The organism is Azonexus sp. IMCC34839 (assembly GCF_047047955.1).
In the GTDB taxonomy this organism is placed as follows: Bacteria; Pseudomonadota; Gammaproteobacteria; order Burkholderiales; family Rhodocyclaceae; genus Azonexus.
Genome location: NZ_CP150631.1, coordinates 3,395,184 through 3,415,764, shown reverse-complemented (window position 1 = coordinate 3,415,764; position 20,581 = coordinate 3,395,184). Strand labels below are relative to the sequence as shown.

Here is a 20,581-nt window from a genome sequence, read left to right as displayed (position 1 = left end):
TCTATCTAACTAACCCGAGACCCACATCAGGCCGGAATCTTGTGAAAACCGCTGCCGGCCCATTGAACATCTTTCGGCACCACGCAGGTTTTGTGTTCGATGTGATATTCGAACTCACTGCGGAAGTGCTTGAGGAAGCTCTGTACCGGGAACGCAGCCGCATCGCCCAGGGCGCAAATAGTCCGCCCTGCGATATTGCCGAGCACGCTGTTGAGGAGATCAAGATCCTCAGGCTTGCCCAGACCGTTTTCGATACGGTGCACAACCTTGTACATCCAGGCGGTACCTTCACGGCACGGCGTACATTGACCGCAGGATTCTTCGTGGTAGAAGAACGACAAGCGTTCCAGCGCCTTGACCATGCAAACAGATTCGTCCATGACGATGACAGCACCGGACCCGAGCATGGAACCCGCCTTGCTGATGGAGTCATAATCCATCGTGCAGTCCATCATGATCTCGCCAGGCAACACCGGAGCCGAGGAACCTCCGGGAATCACCGCCTTCAGCTTGCGGCCGCCACGCATGCCGCCGCACATTTCGAGCAGGGTCGAGAACGGCGTGCCGAGCGGTATTTCGTAGTTGCCCGGGCGATTGACATGGCCAGACACGGAAAACAGTTTGGTGCCGCCGTTGTTCGGCTTACCCAGATTCAGGAACTCTTCGCCCCCCATGTTCAGGATGAACGGAATGGAAGCAAAGGTTTCGGTGTTGTTGATGGTCGTCGGCTTGCCATACAGACCGAACGATGCCGGGAATGGCGGCTTGAAGCGCGGCTGGCCCTTCTTGCCCTCGATCGATTCGAGCAGCGCAGTTTCCTCGCCGCAAATGTAGGCACCGTAGCCATGGTGGGCGAACAACTCGAAGTTGAAGCCGGAACCGAGGATATTCTGACCGATGAATCCGGCAGCGCGAGCTTCGTCGAGCGCAGCTTCAAAGCGCTGGTAGATTTCCCAGATTTCACCGTGCACATAGTTGTAGCCACGGTTCGCACCCATCGCATAGGCAGCGATGGCCATGCCTTCGATAACCGCATGCGGGTTGTAGCGCATGATGTCGCGGTCCTTGAAGGTACCCGGCTCGCCTTCGTCGGTATTGCAGACGACGTACTTGTCGCCAGGGAAGGAACGCGGCATGAAGGACCACTTCAGGCCGGTCGGGAAGCCTGCGCCACCGCGACCGCGCAGTACGGACTTCTTGACTTCGCTGATCACCTCTTCCTGGGAAATATTGTTCTCCAGGATACGGCGCAGCTGCTTGTAACCACCGCGGGCAACGTATTCCTGCAGTTGCCAGCCATCGTCACCCTTCAGACCGGCCGTCAGGACCGGATTGATCGCTCCGAGCAGGGCCATTTATTTGCACTCCTCAAGCAGTTTGTCGATCTGCTCGGGAAGCATATGACTGCACATCGAGCGGTTATTGACGATCATCACCGGCGCATCGCCACAAGCCCCCATGCACTCACCTTCCTTCAGCGTGAACTTACCGTCAGCCGTGGTTTCGTTGTAGCCGATACCCAGCTTTTCCTGCAGGTAGGCACCGGCGTGATAACCACCGGACAGTGCACAAGGCAGGTTGGTACAAACGGTGATCTTGTACTTGCCGACCGGCTTCAGGTCGTACATGTTGTAGAAGGAAGCCACCTCGTAGGCCGCGATCGGCGGCATACCGAGGTAATTGGCAACGGCTTCGATCGCTTCCGGCGGCAACCATCCCTTTTCTTCCTGGGCATGGGCCAGACACGCCATCACCGCCGACTGTTTCTGGTCGGTGGGATACTTCGCGACTTCGCGCGCAAATTTCTGTTGGGTTTCAGCGGAAAACATCAGCGGTCGATCTCGCCAAAAACAATATCTTGGGAACCAATGATCGTGACAACGTCGGCAATCATGTGGCCACGGGACATCTCATCCATACCAGCCAAGTGGGCATAGCCGGGCGCACGGATCTTCATGCGGTAAGGCTTGTTCGCACCGTCGGAAATGAAGTAGATACCGAACTCGCCCTTCGGGTGTTCGACAGCGGCATAAGCTTCGCCTGGCGGGACATGAATACCTTCGGTGAAAAGCTTGAAGTGATGAATCAGCTCTTCCATGTTGGACTTCATGTTTTCGCGCTGCGGCGGAGCCACCTTATGGTTCTCGCTGATCACCGGACCGGGATTCTTGCGCAGCCATTCGATACACTGCTTGATGATCCGATTGGACTGCAGCATCTCTTCCATACGGACCAGGTAGCGGTCATAGCTATCGCCATTTACGCCAACCGGTACGTCGAAATCGACCTTGTCGTATGCCGCGTAGGGCTGTTTCTTGCGCAAATCCCAAGCAATCCCAGAGCCGCGCAGCATCGCACCAGTAAAGCCCATTTGCAGCGCACGTTCCGGGCTGACCACACCGACGTTGACCAAGCGCTGTTTCCAGATACGGTTATCGGTAAGCAGCGTGTGGTATTCGGCGTGATATTTCGGGAAACGATCAGTGAAATCTTCCAGGAAATCAAGCAGGGAGCCGCTGCGGTTGTCGTTCAGCTCCTTCGCCTTGCCTGCGCTGGTCCAGGTCGACTCCTTGTACTGCGGCATGCGATCCGGTAGGTCGCGATAGACACCGCCCGGACGATAGTAGGCGGCATGCAGACGTGCCCCAGAGACAGCCTCGTAGGCATCCATCAGATCTTCGCGCTCGCGGAAGGTATAGAGCGCCATCGTCATCGCCCCGACGTCGAGCGCGTGACAGCCGATCCACAACAGATGGTTCAGGATACGGGTGACTTCGTCGAACATCGTACGGATGTACTTGCCGCGCTCCGGCACTTCGACGCCGAGCAGCTTCTCGACAGCCAGGCAGTAGGCGTGCTCGTTGACCATCGGCGAAACGTAATCCAGGCGATCCATGTAAGGCACGGACTGAACCCAGGTACGTGTTTCGGCCAGCTTTTCTGTCGCCCGGTGCAACAAGCCAATATGCGGGTCGGCACGCTGCACGACCTCACCATCCAGCTCGAGAACCAGACGCAACACACCGTGCGCCGCCGGGTGCTGCGGACCAAAGTTCAGAGTGAAATTACGAATATCAGCCATGGGCCGCATCCCCGTAGGTGTCTTCGCGCACGATGCGCGGGGTGTTTTCACGCGGCTCGATGGTTACCGGCTGGTAAATCACACGAGCCTGATCCGGGTCATAACGCATCTCGACATGACCGGAAATCGGGAAATCCTTACGGAACGGATGCCCGATAAAGCCATAGTCGGTCAGAATGCGACGCAGGTCATCATGACCGACGAAGGCGATACCGTAGAGGTCGAAGGCTTCGCGCTCGAACCAGTTGGCGCTGCTCCACACCCCGGTTACGGTATCGACAGATGGAAATTCGTTGTCGTCGGCAAATACGCGGACCCGCAAACGCCAGTTATTGGTCACCGACAGCAAATGAGTGACCACCGCGTAACGCGCGCCCGCCCAGGCACCATCGCCAAAAGCGGAGTAATCGACACCGCACAGATCGATCAACTCTTCGAAGCCGAGAGTCGCCTGATCGCGCAAATCCGTCATTACAGCAAGGTAATCAGCCGCCGAAACCTCAATGGTCAGCTCGCCCAAGGCCAGCTTCAGAGATTTGAGCTTATCGCCAAAATGCTGCTGCAGATTCTGGCTCAGAGTTTCCAATTTTGCAGACATACGGGATCAGCCTTGCAATTAACGAGCGATGGTATTGGTACGGCGAATCTTGTTCTGCAACTGGATGATGCCGTACAACAAGGCCTCGGCCGTCGGAGGACAGCCCGGAACATAGATATCCACCGGCACGATTCGGTCACAGCCACGCACCACGGAATACGAATAGTGGTAGTAACCACCGCCATTCGCACAGGAACCCATGGAAATCACCCAGCGCGGCTCCGCCATCTGGTCATAAACCTTGCGCAACGCCGGAGCCATCTTGTTGGTCAGCGTCCCCGCCACGATCATCACATCGGACTGACGCGGACTGGGACGGAAGACCACACCAAATCGATCCAAGTCATAACGGGAACAGCCCGCATGAATCATCTCGACCGCACAGCATGCCAAGCCAAAGGTCATCGGCCACAACGAGCCGGTGCGCATGTAATTGATCAGTTTGTCAGCCGTGGTGGTGACAAAACCTTCCTGGAGAACGCCTTCAATAGCCATACCCGTGCCTCATTCCCATTCCAGCGCACCCTTGGCCCAGGCATAGATATAGCCCACGACCAGAATGGCAACGAAAACCAGCATTTCAACGAAACCGAACATCTTGATCGAATCCGTTGCAACGATGTCCTTGAAAATGGTCGCCCACGGAAACAGGAAGGCCACTTCAAGATCGAACAGAATGAAGAGAATGGCAATCAGGTAATAGCGCACATCGAACTTCATGCGCGCGTCTTCGAAAGCCTCGAAACCGCACTCGTAAGGGGAGAGCTTTTCAGGGTCCGGCCGATTGGGAGCAAGCAAGAAGCCCATCGCAACCGGCAGGACACCAATTGCGACCCCCACGAGGACGAACATCAGGATTGGAAAGTAGTTTTCCATGATCCGCCGCCAATATTCAGTTTCTTGTACGAAACAGCAAGCCTTACGGCCACTGCCCCAATTATTGGTGCCGACGGCGAGACTCGAACTCGCACAGCTTGCGCCACTACCCCCTCAAGATAGCGTGTCTACCAATTTCACCACGTCGGCACTGCTTTTTAGCTCACCTGGCGAAGATACACACCAAGCGAGCCCCTTGCGTTACTTCGGTATATCTTTGGCCTTGGAACCCGCATCAGCAGGCGCCGTAGCCGGTTCGCCGCCAGCAACAGCCGGTTGCGAAACAGTCTGCGATTGTACTTGGTCTTGCATAAGACTTCCAGTCGTTTTTGGACGATTGGAAGCAACATAGGCCAGAGTCAGACTAGTCACAAAAAAGACGGTTGCGAGGATTGCGGTAGTACGACTGAGGAAATTCGCCGACCCCGTTGCACCGAACAGACTGCCCGATGCGCCGCTACCGAAAGCCGCACCCATGTCAGCCCCCTTGCCATGCTGCATCAGGACCAAACCGATAATCGCCAAACCGACCAGAATATGGACGGTCAAAACCACAGAAAACAACCAATTCATAGAATCACCACCTATCAGACTACTGCCCGGCAAATTGCCAGAAAATCACCTGCCACCAGAGATGCGCCACCGATTAACCCGCCATCAATATCCGGCTGGGCAAACAACTCGGCTGCATTCTGCGGCTTGACGCTACCGCCATACAGAATTGGCAACCCTGCCGCAACGACAGAATCCAACTCGGCAACCCGAGAGCGCAGAACTGCATGCACCTGCTGAGCTTGCTCAGGAGAGGCTGTCAGCCCAGTTCCAATCGCCCACACAGGCTCGTAAGCAAGCACCGCCGAAGACAAAGCCGCTACACCAACCCGGTCGATCACCGCCTGCAATTGAGCGAGCACCACGGAATCGGTCGCCCCCGCCTCGCGCTCAGCAAGCGTCTCCCCAAGACACAACACCGGAACAAGCCCAGCCTTATGCGCCGCCTCGAATTTGGCAGCAACCACGGAATCCGATTCGCCGTACAAGGCACGCCGTTCGGAATGGCCAACCAGCACATACCGACACCCCAAGTCGACCAACATCGACGCCGAAACCTCACCGGTATAGGCACCGGAGTGATGCTCACTCAGGTTTTGCGCACCGAACTTGGCCTGACTTCCCGCCAACAACCCGGCCACCTGCGGCAGATACGGATACGGAGGACAGACCACAAGCTCACAATCCAAGCCCGCCATACCATTCAATAGCTGCTCGAGCAAAACCGCATTCTGCTGGAGACTGCCGTGCATTTTCCAGTTTCCAGCGACAATTTTTTTACGCATGAGCAACGGCATTCGACGGACCAAAAACTTTCGGATTATATCGATCCGGTCTGACCAGGGTCAATACAACTGCTTACCTAGGAAGCCACATCCCTGACCACTGCAGCCAAGGCTTCTGCCGTAGCCTGCACTTCTGAGGCATCCTCGCCCTCGACCATCACTCGCAGCAGCGGCTCGGTGCCCGATGCCCGGAGCAATATCCGCCCCCGACCGGCCAACTTGCTTTCGGCAGCCGAAATGGCGGCGGCGATTTGCGAATCGTCGCGCCAGGGAAAGCCGCGACTCATCGGCACGTTGATCAATTTTTGCGGATAGAGACGCAAACCGCCCAATAGCGATTTCAAATTCTCCCCGGCACGGCGCAATGCGGCCAGCACCTGCAAGCCTGCTATCGTCCCGTCACCAGTCGTATGGCAATCTAGCGCCAGGATATGCCCGGAGTTCTCGCCACCGAACAACCAGCCTTTTTCGTGCAACATCTCGACGACATAGCGGTCACCCACCGCAGCCCGGGCAAACGGAACATTCATCTCACGCAGAGCATGCTCCAGGGCCAAGTTGGTCATCAGTGTCCCCACCACACCGGCCACAGGGCCCTCATTTTGGCGGCTACGCACGATGGCATAGAGGAGCTGGTCTCCGTCGTAAAGATTGCCTTCGGCGTCCACCATTTGAATCCTGTCTGCATCGCCATCCAGCGCAATACCCAGATCGGCGCGATTGGCCAATACCGCTTCGCACAGCGCCTTCGGCGAGGTCGCACCCACGCCGTCGTTGATATTCAGGCCGTTAGGCTGGGCGCCAATCGTCACCACATCGGCACCGAGCTCATGAAAGACCGCTGGCGCAATGTGATATGCCGCGCCATGGGCGCAATCGACCACAATTTTCAGGCCGCGCAGATCGAGATCATTCGGAAATGTGCTCTTGCAGAACTCGATATAGCGCCCAGCCGCATCGTCGATCCGCTTGGCGCGCCCCAACTCGGCCGGAGCGACACACGTCATCGGCTCATCGATCGCCACCTCGATCGCCCGCTCGACATCATCGGGCAGCTTTGTACCCTGCGCCGAGAAAAACTTGATTCCATTATCGTAGTAGGGGTTGTGCGAAGCCGAGATGACGATGCCCGCCTGCAAGCGTAAAGCACGGGTCAAATAAGCGATGGCCGGTGTGGGCAAGGGCCCGACCAGGCAGACATCCACCCCAGCTGCCGCAAAACCTGCCTCCAGCGCCGACTCGAGCATGTAGCCGGATAGACGCGTGTCCTTGCCGATCAATACTGCAGGACGTTCACCCTGCGGCATTGCGCTCTTTGACAACAGAACCCGCCCAGCCGCATAGCCGAGGCGCATCACGAAATCAGGGGTAATAGGTGCCTGCCCGACACGCCCACGCACACCATCCGTACCAAAGTATTTTCTAGTCATTTTCTCTCCCTTCGATGGCATGCCAGACCGTCAATGCATCCTTGGTCGCCGCCACATCATGAACTCTTATGATCGCCGCTCCCCGCTGAGCGGCAAGCAATGCTGCAGCCACGCTGGCTGCCTGTCGCTGTTCGACCGGACGCCCAGTCAAGGTACCGAGCATCGTTTTCCGCGACACACCCACCAGAACAGGCAGGCCTTCCAGCTCAAACCGATCGAGCGCTCGGAACATGGCCAGATTGTGCTCCAGCGACTTGCCGAAGCCAAAACCGGGATCAAGCACAAGGCGCTCGTCAGACACTCCGGCCTGGATGCAACGCTCCCTCGCGCCAGCCAGATATTGCCGGACTTCCCCTACCACGTTGCTATAGTTTGGCGCCTGCTGCATGGTTCCCGGCTCGCCCTGCATATGCATGACACACACAGCACAATCGCTGCCGGCAACCACCCGCAAAGCCTCGGGATTTTCCATGCCGCAAATGTCGTTGATCATCGTCGCCCCCGCTTCCAGGGCTGCCGCCATGACTCTCGGCTTATAGGTATCGACCGAGATCGGCACGCCCCAGCGGGTAATTTCACTAAGCACCGGCAACAGGCGGCGCAACTCCTCGTCCTCCGGCGTGGGAATGGCGCCCGGCCTGGAGGACTCCGCGCCGATATCGAGCAAATCCGCGCCAGCGTCGAGTTGGCTACGGGCATGTTCGATGGCATGACCGATGTCGTGCGCCAAGCCATCCCCGGAAAACGAATCCGGCGTGAGATTCACGATGCCCATCAACAGGGGGCGATCCAACGAGAGGCGGTACGCCCCGCAATGCAAAATACTCATGGCAAAAATAAAGGCCGGGATTACTCCCGGCCCGCATGGTTCAGTTCAAATCAGGCGGTTGCCGCTGCACTCGGCTCTGCGCCGCCGGTCGAATCGTTCGCCCCGGTCGGGCGCACCGAACCGGACGACGGCTTCGGCGGACGCGGCGGCTTACCGGCCATGATGTCGTCGATCTGCTCGGCATCGATGGTTTCCCAGTCGAGCAAGGCCTTGGTCATCGCTTCCACCTTGTCGCGATTTTCCTCCAGCAGCTTGCGCGCGAGCGCATATTGCTGATCGATAATGCGGCGGATTTCGGAATCGACCTTCTGCATGGTTGCTTCGGAGACATTCTTGTGCTGCGTGACCGAGCGGCCAAGGAAAACCTCGCCCTCGTTCTCGCCGTAGACCATGACTCCCAGATCCGACATGCCATAACGGGTGACCATGTCACGCGCCATCGACGTCGCACGCTCGAAATCGTTCGAAGCGCCGGTCGTCATCTGGTTCATGAACAACTCTTCGGCAATGCGGCCACCAAAGAGGACGGCGATGCGGCTCATCAGGTATTCGCGATCGTAGGCGTAGCGATCCTGCTCCGGCAACTGCATGGTCAAGCCCAAGGCACGACCACGCGGGATGATGGTGACCTTGTGCACCGGATCGGACTTCGGCACCAGTTTGGCCACGACGGCATGACCCGACTCGTGGTAGGCCGTGTTCATCTTCTCCTCCTCGGTCATGACCATGCTGCGGCGCTCGGCACCCATCATGATCTTGTCCTTGGCCTTTTCGAAGTCTTCCATGTCGACCAGACGCTTGTTGGAGCGAGCTGCAAACAGCGCAGCTTCGTTGACCAGGTTGGCCAAGTCCGCACCCGAGAAGCCCGGCGTGCCGCGAGCGATGATGTCAGCCTTGACGTCACCGGCAATCGGCACCTTGCGCATGTGCACCTTGAGGATTTCCTCGCGACCGCGGATATCCGGCAGCGGCACGACGACCTGACGGTCGAAGCGGCCCGGACGCAGCAGCGCCGGGTCGAGGATGTCCGGACGGTTGGTTGCGGCGATGACGATGATGCCGGTGTGGCCTTCGAAGCCATCCATCTCGACCAGCAGCTGGTTCAAGGTCTGTTCGCGCTCATCGTTACCACCACCCAGGCCAGCACCGCGATGGCGGCCGACGGCATCGATTTCATCGATAAAGATGATGCACGGCGCGTGCTTCTTGGCATTCTCGAACATGTCGCGAACGCGCGCGGCACCGACGCCGACGAACATTTCGACAAAATCGGAACCCGAGATGCTGAAGAACGGCACCTTGGCCTCGCCGGCGATGGCCTTGGCGAGCAGGGTCTTACCGGTACCCGGGTTGCCGACCATCAGCACGCCCTTCGGAATCCGACCGCCCAGTTTCTGGAACTTGGAAGGATCGCGCAGAAAATCGACCAGCTCCTGCACCTCTTCCTTGGCCTCGTCGCAACCGGCGACATCGACGAAGGTAATGGTGTTCTGCGCCTCATCCATCATGCGGGCGCGCGACTTGCCGAAGGAGAATGCGCCGCCTTTGCCGCCACCTTGCATCTGGCGCATGAAAAAAACCCAGACACCGATCAACAGGATCATCGGGAACCAGCTGACGAAGATGTTCATCAACATGGATGGCTCTTCTTCCGGCTTGGCTTCGATCTTGACGCCGTTCTTCAGGAGGTCTGAGACCAGCCAGAGATCGGGCGGGGCATAGGAAGTCATGCGCTTGCCGTCGGAGGTCGTGGCCTTCAGGGTACGACCTTCCATCACCACCTTGGCGATGCGCCCCTGCTTCACCTCTTCGATGAACTGGGAGTATTCGATGGTTCCCGTCGCGACCTGACGATTGTTGAACTGGTTGAACACTGTCATCAGTACCAGACCGATGACCAACCAGATCGCGAGGTTTTTGAACATGTTGTTCAAGCTTGCTCTCCTTCTGCGGCGTCGAGCGATAAAAGCTGCATTCTAAACAAATCTGTCAGCGCAATACACGGCCGAGCAGATAAAGCTCGGGACTGCGATCACGTGAAGCATCGGGTTTGCGCACCACGACGGTCTTGAACGTCTCGCGCATCAAGCGCACGAAACCCTCGTAATCCGTTCCCTGGAACACTTTGACCAGAAATGCGCCATCGGGTTTCAAGTGGGCTTTGGAAAACTCCAGACCCAGTTCGGCCAGATGCATCACCCTCGCCTGATCGACCAAGGGCACACCGGACATATTGGGGGCCATGTCGGACATTACAAGCCCCACTTCTCGATCGCCGAGTTTTTCTTCCAGTTGATGCAGCACATCATCCTCGCGAAAATCGCCTTGAATGAACTGTACACCGTGGATCGGGTCCATTTCGAGCAGATCGAGCGCGAAGACCATGCCATTCTCGCCGACGCGCTTGACGGCCACCTGCGACCAGCCGCCTGGCGTTGCACCAAGGTCGACGACTACCTCGCCACGCTTCAGCAGCTTGTCCTTGTCGTCGATTTCCATCAGCTTGAAAGCCGCGCGGGAGCGCCAACCTTCCTTCTTGGCCAACTGAACGTAAGGATCGTTCACATGCTCCTGCATCCAAGCCTTGCTGGTTCTGGTTCTCTTCATTCGGTAAAATGCCGTTTTTGAAAGGTTTATTTACGATGCTGCAATTATCCTCTATCGAGCGCCGCGAATTGCGCGCCCGCGCCCATGGCCTGAATCCGGTCGTCTCCATTGCCGAAAACGGCCTGACCGATGCCGTCCTGCGCGAGATCGACATCTGCCTGAAAGCGCACGAGTTGATCAAGATTCGCGTCTACGGCGACAGCCGCGACGACCGCGAGGCCTATCTGGCGCAAATTTGCGAACAACTCGACGCCGCTGCCGTACAACACATCGGCAAACTGCTCGTCGTCTACCGTCCGGGACCGGTCGACGCGACTGCTGCGGTGCACGGTGCAAAAACGGCAAAAAACAGACGTTCCGGACCGCGCCGTACCAAGCGCAGCTTTCAGGGCTGATCAGCGCAGCCCGCGTTCGCTCCAGACAACCAGCCAGAGCCCGAGCAGGCTCTGGACGAGGTAAAGGATGCTCGACACCCCGTGCCAGAAAACAAAGCGCTCGCGCCAGGCGCTTTCCATCACATCGAGCGGCAAGGCATCCGATTTCATCTGCGCCATCAACGGCTGAATGCCGAACTGACCAACAGCCAGCAAGACGCCAGCGGCCAGCACCAGCCAAAACACACTGCGACGAGGCGCCAGCCTTTTCCACCGCACCGACAGAAAAACAGCCAGATAAGCCGCGGCAGCCAGGCCGACCCAACCCATGCCGGCAAACAACTTGCCGGCGACCATGCCGGCCAACTGGCGATCGCCCAAGCTGGCGAACAAGGTCGGCACCACCAGATAGCCGACCACCCACAGGCCGCCCACCCACAAGGCAATCGCGGCCAGATAGAGGGCTTCGGCGACGCGGCGCAAGAAACTACTCGTAGCGGACGTCGATCACTTCGTATTCGCGCATGCCGCCCGGGGCTTGCACCTGCGCGATGTCGCCGGCGTACTTGCCGATCAGGGCGCGCGCCAGCGGCGACGACACCGAGATCTTGCCCGCCTTGATGTCGGCCTCGTCCTCGCCGACGATCTGGTAGGTCACGCTGTCGCCGCTATCCTGATCTTCCAGCTCGACGGTGGCGCCAAAAACGCAACGGCCATCAGCATCTAGCAGCTTCGGATCGATGATTTGGGCGTTGGACAGCTTGCCCTCGACTTCCTGAATACGCCCCTCAATGAAGCCCTGACGCTCCTTGGCAGCATCATATTCGGCGTTTTCCGACAGGTCGCCATGCGAACGCGCTTCGGCAATGGCGGCGATCACCCACGGACGATCCACAGTCTTCAGGCGATGCAGCTCCTCACGCAGTTTTTCGGCCCCGGTAACGGTCAGCGGTACTTTGCTCATTTCAAATCCCAGCAAAAGCAAAACCGCCGGCGCCCGAAAACAGGGCTACCCGGCGGTTCAAGGTTGGTCTTAGTGCAGCTGCGCGTGCAGCGCCTGGATCGGATACACCACGAGTTCGCCCAAGTGGCGGATACCTTCCGCCGCCGCCTCGGCCCCCCAGATCGTCGTGTACATCGTGACCCGCGCCTGCAGGCCGGACGTACGAATGGAACGCGAATCGTTGATCGCCTGGCGCTTCTCTTCCACCGTGTTGATGATCAGTGCAATCTCGTTGTTCTTGATCATATCGACGATGTGCGGACGGCCTTCGGTCACCTTGTTCACCGCTTGCACCGGCAGACCGGCCGCCTCGATGGCGTGCGCCGTACCGCGCGTGGCGACCAACTGGAAGCCTGCAGCGTTCAGATGACGGGCGATCTCGATGGCCTTGGCCTTGTCGCCGTCCTTAACCGACAGGAAGACCTTCCCGGCACGCGGCAGCTTGACGCCAGCCGCCAGCTGCGACTTGACGAAGGCTTCGGCGAAGGTCGTGCCTACGCCCATGACTTCCCCGGTGGACTTCATTTCCGGGCCGAGAATGGTATCGACGCCCGGGAACTTGACGAAGGGGAAGACGGCTTCCTTGACCGAGAAATACGGCGGGATGACTTCCTTGGTCACGCCCTGCGCCTTCAGGCTCTTGCCCGACATGCAACGGGCGGCGATCTTGGCCAGTTGCAAACCGGTGGCCTTGGAAACATAAGGCACGGTACGCGAAGCACGCGGATTCACTTCCAGCACGTAGACTTCGTTGTCCTTGATGGCGAACTGCACGTTCATCAGACCGCAGACATTCAGCGCCTTGGCCATCAGTTGGGTCTGACGACGCAGCTCATCCTGGATGGCAGCCGACAGCGAATAAGGCGGTAGCGAGCAGGCGGAGTCACCCGAGTGCACACCAGCTTGTTCGATGTGTTCCATGACGCCGCCGATGATGACATCTTCGCCATCGGACAACGCATCGACGTCACACTCGACGGCATCGTTCAGGAAGCGGTCGAGCAGGACCGGCGAATCGTTGGAAACCTTGACCGCTTCTCGCATGTAGCGCTCGAGATCCTTCTGCTCATGGACGATTTCCATGGCGCGGCCACCCAGCACGTAGGACGGGCGAACGACCAGCGGATAACCGATTTCCTGTGCCAGACGCAAGGCTTCCTCTTCGGTACGGGCCGTACGGTTCGGCGGCTGCTTCAGGCCGAGATCGTGCAGCAGCTTCTGGAAGCGCTCACGATCTTCGGCAATGTCGATGGATTCCGGGGTCGTGCCGATGATGGGCACGCCATTGGCTTCCAGCGCCAGCGCCAACTTCAACGGGGTCTGGCCACCGTACTGGACGATGACGCCTTCCGGCTTCTCGATGGCGCAGATTTCCAGCACATCTTCCAGCGTCAGCGGCTCGAAGTACAGACGGTCGGAGGTGTCGTAGTCGGTCGAGACGGTTTCCGGGTTGCAGTTGACCATGATGGTCTCGTAACCGTCTTCGCGCATTGCCATGGCGGCATGCACGCAGCAGTAGTCGAACTCGATACCTTGGCCGATACGGTTCGGGCCACCGCCCAGCACCATGATCTTCTTCTTGTCGGTCGGGTTGGCCTCGCACTCGTCCTCGTAGGTCGAGTACATGTAGGCGGTGTTGGTCGAGAATTCGGCGGCGCAGGTGTCAACACGCTTGTAGACCGGGCGCACGCCCAGTTCATGACGGCGCTTGCGGAACTCGGACTCGGTCGTCTTCAGCAGATAGGCCAGGCGACGGTCGGAGAAGCCCTTCTTCTTCAGGAAGCGCAGCTCTTCTGCGGTGCACGAGGCCAAATCGCGTTTTTCCACGGCCAGTTCGAGATCGACGATCTCCTTGATCTGGACGAGGAACCACGGATCGATCTTGGTCAGATCGAAGACCTTTTCCACCGACATGCCGACACCGAAGGCATCGGCCACGTACCACAGGCGATCCGGCGACGGACGGGCCAGTTGCTCGTCGATGGTTTCCGGATCGACCGACTTCAGGTTGAAGCCATCGACACCGACTTCGAGGCCACGCAGGGCCTTCTGCAGCGACTCCTGGAAGGTGCGGCCCATGGCCATCACTTCGCCGACCGACTTCATTTGGGTGGTCAGGGTCGAATCGGCCTGCGGGAACTTCTCGAAGGCGAAACGCGGCACCTTGGTCACGACGTAGTCGATGGACGGCTCGAACGACGCCGGGGTCTTGCCGCCGGTAATGTCGTTGGTCAGCTCATCCAGCGTGTAGCCGACGGACAGCTTGGCGGCGATCTTGGCGATCGGGAAGCCGGTGGCCTTGGAGGCCAGCGCCGACGAACGCGAGACGCGCGGGTTCATTTCGATAACGATGCAGCGACCATCCTTCGGATTGATCGAGAACTGCACGTTGGAACCGCCGGTATCGACGCCAATTTCGCGTAGCACGGCGATGGAGGCATTACGCAGCAGCTGGTATTCCTTGTCGGTCAGTGTCTGGGCTGGGGCAACGGTGATCGAGTCGCCGGTGTGCACGCCCATCGGATCGAGGTTCTCGATGGAGCAGACGATGATGCAGTTATCCGCCTTGTCGCGGACGACTTCCATCTCGTATTCCTTCCAGCCAAGCAGCGACTCTTCGATCAGCAGCTCGTTGGTTGGCGAGGCTTCGAGACCGCGCTTGCAGATGGTCTCGAACTCTTCCATGTTGTAGGCGATACCACCGCCGGTGCCGCCCAGCGTGAAGGACGGACGAATGATGGTCGGGAAGCCGATGGCGGCCTGCACCTGGTAGGCCTCTTCCATGCTGTGCGCGGTGGCCGACTTGGCGGAACCGAGACCGATCTTGGTCATCGCGTCCTTGAACTTCTGGCGATCCTCGGCCTTGTCGATGGCTTCCTTGGAAGCGCCGATCAGTTCGACGCCGAACTTCTCGAGCACGCCCTCGCGGTCAAGATCCAGCGCGCAGTTCAGCGCGGTCTGGCCGCCCATGGTCGGCAGCAGCGCGTCCGGGCGCTCCTTCTCGATGATCTTGGCGACGACCTGCCAGGTAATCGGCTCGATGTAGGTCACATCGGCCATTTCCGGATCGGTCATGATGGTCGCCGGGTTGGAGTTCACCAGGATGACCTTGTAACCCTCTTCGCGCAGGGCTTTGCAGGCCTGAGCGCCGGAGTAGTCGAATTCGCACGCCTGGCCGATGATGATCGGGCCGGCGCCGATGATGAGAATGCTTTGAATGTCTGTACGTTTCGGCATCTTATTTCTCTCTCTGTGCCGCTGCTTATTGCGCGTTGTTGAGCGCAGCCACGCCACGCGTCATGGTGTCGAGGAAGCGGTCGAACAGGTAGGCCACGTCGTGCGGACCGGGGCTGGCTTCCGGGTGCCCCTGGAAGGAGAAGGCCGGCACATCGGTGCGGGCAATCCCTTGCAGCGAACCGTCGAACAGCGACACGTGCGTCGCCCGCAGGTTGCTCGGCAGCGAATCCGGATCGACGGCAAAACCGTGGTTCTGGCTGGTGATCAACACTTGGCCGGAATCGAGATCCTTGACCGGGTGGTTGGCGCCATGGTGACCGAACTTCATCTTCAGCGTCTTGGCGCCGGAGGCCAGGGCCAGCAACTGATGGCCGAGACAGATGCCGAAGGTCGGAATGCCACGATCGAGGAACTCGCGAATGGCTGCAATGGCGTAATCGCAAGGCTCCGGGTCCCCCGGGCCATTGGACAGGAAGACACCGTCCGGCTTCATGGCGATCACGTCAGCCGCCGGCGTTTGCGCCGGGACGACGGTCAGTTTGACACCGCGTTCGGCCAGCATGCGCAGGATGTTGCGCTTGACGCCGAAATCGTAGGCGACGACATGGAAACGCTCTTCGCTACGCTGTTGGTAGCCCTTCAGCGTCCATTCGGCTTCAGTCCAGGCGTAACCTTCCTTGGCCGATACGACCTTCGCCAGGTCCATGCCCGCCAGGCCCGGGAAGGCCTTGGCCATGGCCAGCGCCTTGGCTTCGTCCACTTCGCCAGCCAGGATGCAACCGGCCTGCGCACCCTTTTCACGCAGAATACGGGTCAGTTTGCGGGTATCGATACCAGCAATGGCGACGATTCCGTGCTTCTTCAGGTAGGACGACAGGTCGTCCTGGCAGCGCCAGTTGGAAGCGCGCTGCGGCAGGTCGCGAATGACCAGACCGGCAGCGTAGTTGGCATCGGATTCAAAATCTTCCGCATTGCAACCGGTATTGCCGATGTGCGGATAGGTCAGGGTCACGATCTGGCGGCAGTAGGACGGATCGGTCAGGATTTCCTGGTAACCCGACATGGCGGTGTTGAACACCACTTCGCCACTGGTGACACCATCAGCGCCGATGGATTGGCCCTTGAATACCGTTCCGTCGGCGAGGGCGAGAATGGCGGGTGTGAATGAGGGCAGCAGCGACACAACGCTCTCCTGATATTTTCTGCTTATTGATGTGCCAAGCGGGAAGGCTCGCGCCTCCCCGCTTGTGCAATTTTTAACCTTCCTATTTTAGCCGAAAAGAGGGTTTTCAGGCAAATATCAAGGAATTACACGGCGTTCGACGAAGCCGGAAAGCAAGGGACGCAACTCGGACATCTCCTCCTCAAGGCAGGCGCACATCTGGCGACAACACCCCCAATCGAGGCCCGAAGAAACCATCGCTGTATGCTCCAACTCCATTGCCTGAGCACGAGCGCTTTCAGCATGGAACATCGCCAACAACCCCTTGATGGTATGAGCGTGCATGCGCAGATCGACAGCAGACTCTTCTTCGATCGCCTTGCGGATGCGTCCGAGGTGCTCATCCCACTCGGCCAACAGCATCTGTGCCATCGTAGCCAACAAGTCAGCATCGCCGATATCGCGCAATGCCGCCGCCAGATCTAGCCTGGCCACCACCTTCTGCGGCGTAGCGACCGCCAGCACGTTCGCCGGTTCGAATTCCTCGCCGGTCGCCCGCGCCAACGCGGCAAACAACTCATCCGGTCGCAAGGGCTTGGCCAGGTAGTCGTTCATCCCGGCTTGCAGACAACGATCACGGTCGCTGGCCATGACGTTGGCGGTCATGGCAATGATATAGACCGGGCGGAAATCGTTGGACACCACCCAGCTACGCCGCATCTCATGCGAACGGATGATCTCGGTCGCTTCGACCCCACCCATCACCGGCATCTGCATGTCCATCAGGATCACGTCGAAGCGCCCGGAACTGAAGGCATCGACCGCCTCCATGCCGTTATTGGCCACCGTCACGCGATGCGAATGCCGTTGCAGCAGGCGGGTAGCCAATTCCTGATTGACCGGATTATCTTCAACGAGCAGGATATCCAGTTGCCTCGCTCCCGTTGCCTGCTCTTCGATCTCAAAGGGAGCCAGAACATCCGCCACTCCCTCAACCCCACCTTCAGCCAAAGCCAGCGCATCGAACAGATCATCACAGCCAATAGGCTTGATCAGATGCGCAGCCACACCCATTTCGCGCAAACGCGCCAAATCCTGCCGTTGATTTTCGGCAGTCAGCATAACTACGACCTTCTCGCTCGCCTTGGCTGCACACAAGGATTCGGCCAGCGCAAAACCCGCAGCCCCTTCCATGCCTGCATCGATCAGGATGTAGTTGTACCTCTCTTCACCCGCACGACTTAGCCGAACCGCCTGCTCGGCTGCTTGCACAGTATCGACAGACGCTCCGACCAGGCCAAGCCCGGCCAAAACCTCCAACAGATACTTCGCTGCCGATGCATTATCCTCGGCCACCAGCACGCGACGACCTCGCTGCGGAAAGACACGAACCGCCTGCTGCGCCAACTCTGGCACAAGCGTAAAGCTCGCCGTAAAACTGAACACCGAGCCGATATCCGGCTGGCTTTCCAGACTTATCGCGCCCCCCATCAACTCAACCAGACGCGCAGTGATCGCCAAACCCAAGCCAGTACCACCGAAACGTCGGGTCGTAGACACATCGGCTTGGGAGAAGGCCTCAAAAATTGCCCGTTGCTTGTCCGGCGGCACACCGATACCAGTATCAGAAACCGAAAAACTCAACGCAATCCGCTGCCCATCTCTTTGCCCAAGGCTGACACGAACGACGACCTCGCCTTTTTCGGTAAATTTGATCGCATTGCCAACCAGATTGATGATCACCTGACGCAAACGCGTCGGATCACCGACAACGCGCGCCGGCACATCCGACTGAATGTCGGCGATCAATTCCAGCCCCTTTTTATGCGCATCAACCGCCAAAACCCGGACCGCCTCCAGCACCGTATCGGAAACCGAGAACGGCAAAGCCTCGAACACCATCTTGCCCGCCTCAATCTTCGAGAAATCGAGGATGTCATTAACGATCGTCAGCAAGGACTCGGCTGAAGACTTGACGGTTTTCAGGTAATGGCGCTGCTCAGCATCCAGTTCGGTATCCAGCGCCAGCTCGGTCATGCCGATGATGCCGGTCATTGGCGTACGGATTTCGTGACTCATGTTGGCCAGGAAGGCTCCGCGCGCCTTGTTGGCAGACTCCGCCGCCTCCTTGGCCGCAATCAGCTCGGCCTCAGCCTGCTTCATCGGACTGATATCGCGCTGCAAGACCAGCATGCGAACCGGCTTGCCGTCAGCATCTCTTGCCGCGACGGCACCGCGCAACAGGAACCAACGCCATTGCCCATCCTTGGCCTTCAGCCGGCACTCCGCCTCGAAGTAACGATCTTGCCCTTGGGCATAGGACGAGATACGCCGCTGCAAATTGCGCAGGTCATCCGGATAGACCAGGCGCTGCCATTGCATCAAGGTATTGTCGAGTTCGTCCTGCGCATACCCGAGCATTTCCTTCCAGTGACGCCCGGATTCGATATTACCGGTGGCAAGATTCCAATCGGTCAGGGCATCCCCCGAAAGCAGGGACTGCCAGTGGTTCAAGCCACCATAAGCGGTATACGCCGCATCGACCAAGCCAACCAACCTCTCCAGGCCATCAGCCAGTTGAGCCAGCCCGGCGCCGGCCACGGCCGAGAGAAGCTGCCTGAGCCGCTGCCCACCCTCTCCGCCGAAGGCTTCATCGAGTTGGCGGGAGAGCAGCTTCGATTTCATGGCGATTTAACGAAGTCCGAGGACATCCTGCATGTCGAACAAGCCGTTCTTGCGCCCGGCAAGGAAGCGGGCCGCACGCAGACTGCCCAATGCGTAGGGCATGCGGCTGCTGGCCTTGTGCGTCACCTCGACGCGCTCACCGATACCGCAGAACATGACGGTATGGTCACCGACAATATCGCCGCCGCGCACCGTAGCGAACCCGATGGTGGACGGATCGCGCTCACCGGTTACCCCTTCGCGACCATAGACGGCGCACTCTTCCAGCGAACGCCCCAGCGCATCGGCCACCACTTCGCCCATGCGCAAAGCGGTACCGGACGGTGCATCGATTTTCAGGCGGTGATGCGCTTCTACAATTTCAATGTCGTAGCCTTGATTCAGGATGCGTGCAGCCGTGTCGAGCAGCTTGAACACCAGATTGACGCCGACCGCCATATTGGGCGCGAAGACAACCGGGATATCCTTGGCCGCTTCGGCAATGATCGCCTTGCCATCGACTTCGAAACCGGTCGTGCCGATCACCATGCCTACGCCAGCCTTGCGGCACAGGGCAAGATGGGTCAAGGTGCCTTGCGGACGGGTGAAATCGATCAGGCAATCGATCTTGCTCAGCCCGGCCTCCAGATCGTCCTCGATCAGCACCTCGCTGGGCAAGCCAACCAATTCACCCGCGTTCTTGCCGATGGATGGGCTACCCGGCAAATCGAATGCCGCCCCCAGTTGTACCCGGTCATCCTTCAGCACAGCCTCGATCAACATGCGCCCCATGCGGCCGCTGGCCCCGACGATACCAATACGCGTCAAACTCATTGCTTACAATCCAAAACTGTTCATCAAACGACGGAAGAAGCCCGGCTCCTCCCGCGGCGGCAAGGGCTTGTCCGCCAGTTCCGGCGGCAGCGAACCCAGGTCGACCAGACGCGAGTTGGTGGTTGGAACAGTCAACTCACCGGTCTCGGCAACCAGTACATCGCCACCGACGCGCTCCAGGCGACCGTCGGCGTCGAAGAAAACGACAAAACGGCGCGACTCGACCTGGCCGGTCTGACCGTTCTGAAAGCGATAAACGTAGTCCCAGCGCTGCTGGTGAAAAATATCCGTAACCAGCGGAGTTCCGAGGATGTAACGGACCTGATCGCGCGTCTGCCCAGGTTTCAGCTGGGCGACCATCTCCTGGCTCAGGACATTGCCCTGCTGGATGTCGATCTTGTATTCCTTGATGAAGCCAGGCTTATAAGAGCAGGCGGAGAGCACGCCGCAAAAGGCGGCTGCTATCAGAAGGCGGGAACGGTGCATGCAGGTTTCCGGAATTTTTGAATCGGCTTTGAAGCGTTATATCATACCCGAAATAAACACCT

The 20,581-nt window shown here is 58.8% G+C and carries 20 protein-coding genes and 1 tRNA gene; 1 reads left to right on the top strand and 20 read right to left on the bottom strand.

Going from position 1 to position 20,581, the window contains the following annotated elements; all coding sequences use genetic code 11:
• Positions 1-26: 26 nt before the first annotated feature.
• The 13 genes from nuoF to rlmE all read right to left on the bottom strand — a co-directional run bounded on the left by nuoF (position 27) and on the right by rlmE (position 10,759).
• Positions 27-1,355: an NADH-quinone oxidoreductase subunit NuoF gene (nuoF, locus tag WIF35_RS16730; protein WP_412479348.1), complete on the bottom strand. Its 1,329-nt coding sequence runs from the start codon at positions 1,353-1,355 to the stop codon at positions 27-29.
• Positions 1,356-1,829: an NADH-quinone oxidoreductase subunit NuoE gene (gene nuoE, locus WIF35_RS16725; RefSeq protein ID WP_412479347.1), complete on the bottom strand. Its 474-nt coding sequence runs from the start codon at positions 1,827-1,829 to the stop codon at positions 1,356-1,358. It lies immediately after the preceding gene.
• A complete protein-coding gene (locus WIF35_RS16720) occupies positions 1,829-3,082 on the bottom strand; it encodes an NADH-quinone oxidoreductase subunit D (protein ID WP_412479346.1) in 1,254 nt (417 codons plus the stop codon). Before WIF35_RS16720 ends, nuoE begins: the two co-directional genes overlap by 1 nt.
• Positions 3,075-3,680, bottom strand: a complete 606-nt coding sequence (locus WIF35_RS16715) for an NADH-quinone oxidoreductase subunit C (RefSeq protein WP_412479345.1) — start codon at positions 3,678-3,680, stop codon at positions 3,075-3,077. Before WIF35_RS16715 ends, WIF35_RS16720 begins: the two co-directional genes overlap by 8 nt.
• 18 nt (positions 3,681-3,698) lie before the next feature.
• Positions 3,699-4,175, bottom strand: coding sequence for an NADH-quinone oxidoreductase subunit B family protein (locus tag WIF35_RS16710; RefSeq protein ID WP_346192265.1), 477 nt, complete (start codon positions 4,173-4,175; stop codon positions 3,699-3,701).
• 9 nt (positions 4,176-4,184) lie between these two features.
• Positions 4,185-4,559, bottom strand: a complete 375-nt coding sequence (locus tag WIF35_RS16705) for an NADH-quinone oxidoreductase subunit A (RefSeq protein WP_412481261.1) — start codon at positions 4,557-4,559, stop codon at positions 4,185-4,187.
• 62 nt (positions 4,560-4,621) lie between these two features.
• A tRNA-Leu gene (locus WIF35_RS16700) sits at positions 4,622-4,706 on the bottom strand.
• A gap of 51 nt (positions 4,707-4,757) precedes the next feature.
• Positions 4,758-5,129, bottom strand: coding sequence for a preprotein translocase subunit SecG (gene secG, locus WIF35_RS16695; RefSeq protein ID WP_412479344.1), 372 nt, complete (start codon positions 5,127-5,129; stop codon positions 4,758-4,760).
• Between the two features lie 14 nt (positions 5,130-5,143).
• On the bottom strand, positions 5,144-5,893 hold the full coding sequence (gene tpiA, locus WIF35_RS16690) for a triose-phosphate isomerase (RefSeq protein ID WP_412479343.1): 750 nt from the start codon (positions 5,891-5,893) through the stop codon (positions 5,144-5,146).
• Positions 5,894-5,970: 77 nt separating this feature from the next.
• On the bottom strand, positions 5,971-7,323 hold the full coding sequence (gene glmM / locus WIF35_RS16685) for a phosphoglucosamine mutase (protein WP_412481260.1): 1,353 nt from the start codon (positions 7,321-7,323) through the stop codon (positions 5,971-5,973).
• Positions 7,316-8,152, bottom strand: a complete 837-nt coding sequence (gene folP, locus WIF35_RS16680) for a dihydropteroate synthase (RefSeq protein ID WP_412479342.1) — start codon at positions 8,150-8,152, stop codon at positions 7,316-7,318. The genes glmM and folP overlap by 8 nt, the downstream gene beginning before the upstream one ends.
• 50 nt (positions 8,153-8,202) lie before the next feature.
• Positions 8,203-10,086, bottom strand: coding sequence for an ATP-dependent zinc metalloprotease FtsH (gene ftsH / locus WIF35_RS16675; protein WP_412479341.1), 1,884 nt, complete (start codon positions 10,084-10,086; stop codon positions 8,203-8,205).
• Positions 10,087-10,141: 55 nt separating this feature from the next.
• The gene (gene rlmE / locus WIF35_RS16670; RefSeq protein ID WP_412479340.1) at positions 10,142-10,759 is read right to left on the bottom strand and encodes a 23S rRNA (uridine(2552)-2'-O)-methyltransferase RlmE; all 618 of its coding nucleotides are present in this window, start codon (positions 10,757-10,759) and stop codon (positions 10,142-10,144) included.
• Between the two features lie 35 nt (positions 10,760-10,794).
• On the opposite strand from rlmE, the gene WIF35_RS16665 reads away from it, so the two are divergent.
• Positions 10,795-11,154: a YhbY family RNA-binding protein gene (locus WIF35_RS16665; RefSeq protein ID WP_412479339.1), complete on the top strand. Its 360-nt coding sequence runs from the start codon at positions 10,795-10,797 to the stop codon at positions 11,152-11,154.
• Here the strand turns inward: WIF35_RS16665 and WIF35_RS16660 are convergent, their stop codons facing one another.
• The 7 genes from WIF35_RS16660 to WIF35_RS16630 form a co-directional block, all read right to left on the bottom strand.
• Entirely contained in the window at positions 11,155-11,616 is a 462-nt protein-coding gene (locus WIF35_RS16660) for a DUF4149 domain-containing protein (protein WP_412479338.1), read from the bottom strand.
• Between the two features lie 4 nt (positions 11,617-11,620).
• Positions 11,621-12,097, bottom strand: coding sequence for a transcription elongation factor GreA (gene greA / locus WIF35_RS16655; RefSeq protein ID WP_412479337.1), 477 nt, complete (start codon positions 12,095-12,097; stop codon positions 11,621-11,623).
• A 69-nt stretch (positions 12,098-12,166) separates the two neighbouring features.
• Positions 12,167-15,373: a carbamoyl-phosphate synthase large subunit gene (gene carB / locus WIF35_RS16650; protein WP_412479336.1), complete on the bottom strand. Its 3,207-nt coding sequence runs from the start codon at positions 15,371-15,373 to the stop codon at positions 12,167-12,169.
• A gap of 25 nt (positions 15,374-15,398) precedes the next feature.
• Positions 15,399-16,547 (bottom strand): glutamine-hydrolyzing carbamoyl-phosphate synthase small subunit, encoded by a 1,149-nt coding sequence (carA, locus tag WIF35_RS16645; protein WP_412481259.1) that lies wholly within the window; start codon positions 16,545-16,547, stop codon positions 15,399-15,401.
• 126 nt (positions 16,548-16,673) lie between these two features.
• A complete protein-coding gene (locus WIF35_RS16640; RefSeq protein ID WP_412479335.1) occupies positions 16,674-19,220 on the bottom strand; it encodes a response regulator in 2,547 nt (848 codons plus the stop codon).
• Between the two features lie 6 nt (positions 19,221-19,226).
• Complete coding sequence (dapB, locus tag WIF35_RS16635; protein ID WP_412479334.1) at positions 19,227-20,033, bottom strand: 4-hydroxy-tetrahydrodipicolinate reductase; 807 nt, start codon at positions 20,031-20,033, stop codon at positions 19,227-19,229.
• Between the two features lie 3 nt (positions 20,034-20,036).
• Positions 20,037-20,519: an outer membrane protein assembly factor BamE gene (locus WIF35_RS16630; protein WP_412479333.1), complete on the bottom strand. Its 483-nt coding sequence runs from the start codon at positions 20,517-20,519 to the stop codon at positions 20,037-20,039.
• Positions 20,520-20,581: the final 62 nt, after the last annotated feature.

What these genes read in the sequence shown, in the direction of transcription:
- nuoF (WP_412479348.1), bottom strand. Translation starts at nt 1,355, where the DNA reads ATGGCCCTGCTCGGAGCGATCAATCCGGTCCTGACGGCCGGTCTGAAG.
- nuoE (WP_412479347.1), bottom strand. Translation starts at nt 1,829, where the DNA reads ATGTTTTCCGCTGAAACCCAACAGAAATTTGCGCGCGAAGTCGCGAAG.
- WIF35_RS16720 (WP_412479346.1), bottom strand. Translation starts at nt 3,082, where the DNA reads ATGGCTGATATTCGTAATTTCACTCTGAACTTTGGTCCGCAGCACCCG.
- WIF35_RS16715 (WP_412479345.1), bottom strand. Translation starts at nt 3,680, where the DNA reads ATGTCTGCAAAATTGGAAACTCTGAGCCAGAATCTGCAGCAGCATTTT.
- WIF35_RS16710 (WP_346192265.1), bottom strand. Translation starts at nt 4,175, where the DNA reads ATGGCTATTGAAGGCGTTCTCCAGGAAGGTTTTGTCACCACCACGGCT.
- secG (WP_412479344.1), bottom strand. Translation starts at nt 5,129, where the DNA reads ATGAATTGGTTGTTTTCTGTGGTTTTGACCGTCCATATTCTGGTCGGT.
- tpiA (WP_412479343.1), bottom strand. Translation starts at nt 5,893, where the DNA reads ATGCGTAAAAAAATTGTCGCTGGAAACTGGAAAATGCACGGCAGTCTC.
- glmM (WP_412481260.1), bottom strand. Translation starts at nt 7,323, where the DNA reads ATGACTAGAAAATACTTTGGTACGGATGGTGTGCGTGGGCGTGTCGGG.
- folP (WP_412479342.1), bottom strand. Translation starts at nt 8,152, where the DNA reads ATGAGTATTTTGCATTGCGGGGCGTACCGCCTCTCGTTGGATCGCCCC.
- rlmE (WP_412479340.1), bottom strand. Translation starts at nt 10,759, where the DNA reads ATGAAGAGAACCAGAACCAGCAAGGCTTGGATGCAGGAGCATGTGAAC.
- WIF35_RS16665 (WP_412479339.1), top strand. Translation starts at nt 10,795, where the DNA reads ATGCTGCAATTATCCTCTATCGAGCGCCGCGAATTGCGCGCCCGCGCC.
- greA (WP_412479337.1), bottom strand. Translation starts at nt 12,097, where the DNA reads ATGAGCAAAGTACCGCTGACCGTTACCGGGGCCGAAAAACTGCGTGAG.
- carB (WP_412479336.1), bottom strand. Translation starts at nt 15,373, where the DNA reads ATGCCGAAACGTACAGACATTCAAAGCATTCTCATCATCGGCGCCGGC.
- WIF35_RS16640 (WP_412479335.1), bottom strand. Translation starts at nt 19,220, where the DNA reads ATGAAATCGAAGCTGCTCTCCCGCCAACTCGATGAAGCCTTCGGCGGA.
- dapB (WP_412479334.1), bottom strand. Translation starts at nt 20,033, where the DNA reads ATGAGTTTGACGCGTATTGGTATCGTCGGGGCCAGCGGCCGCATGGGG.
- WIF35_RS16630 (WP_412479333.1), bottom strand. Translation starts at nt 20,519, where the DNA reads ATGCACCGTTCCCGCCTTCTGATAGCAGCCGCCTTTTGCGGCGTGCTC.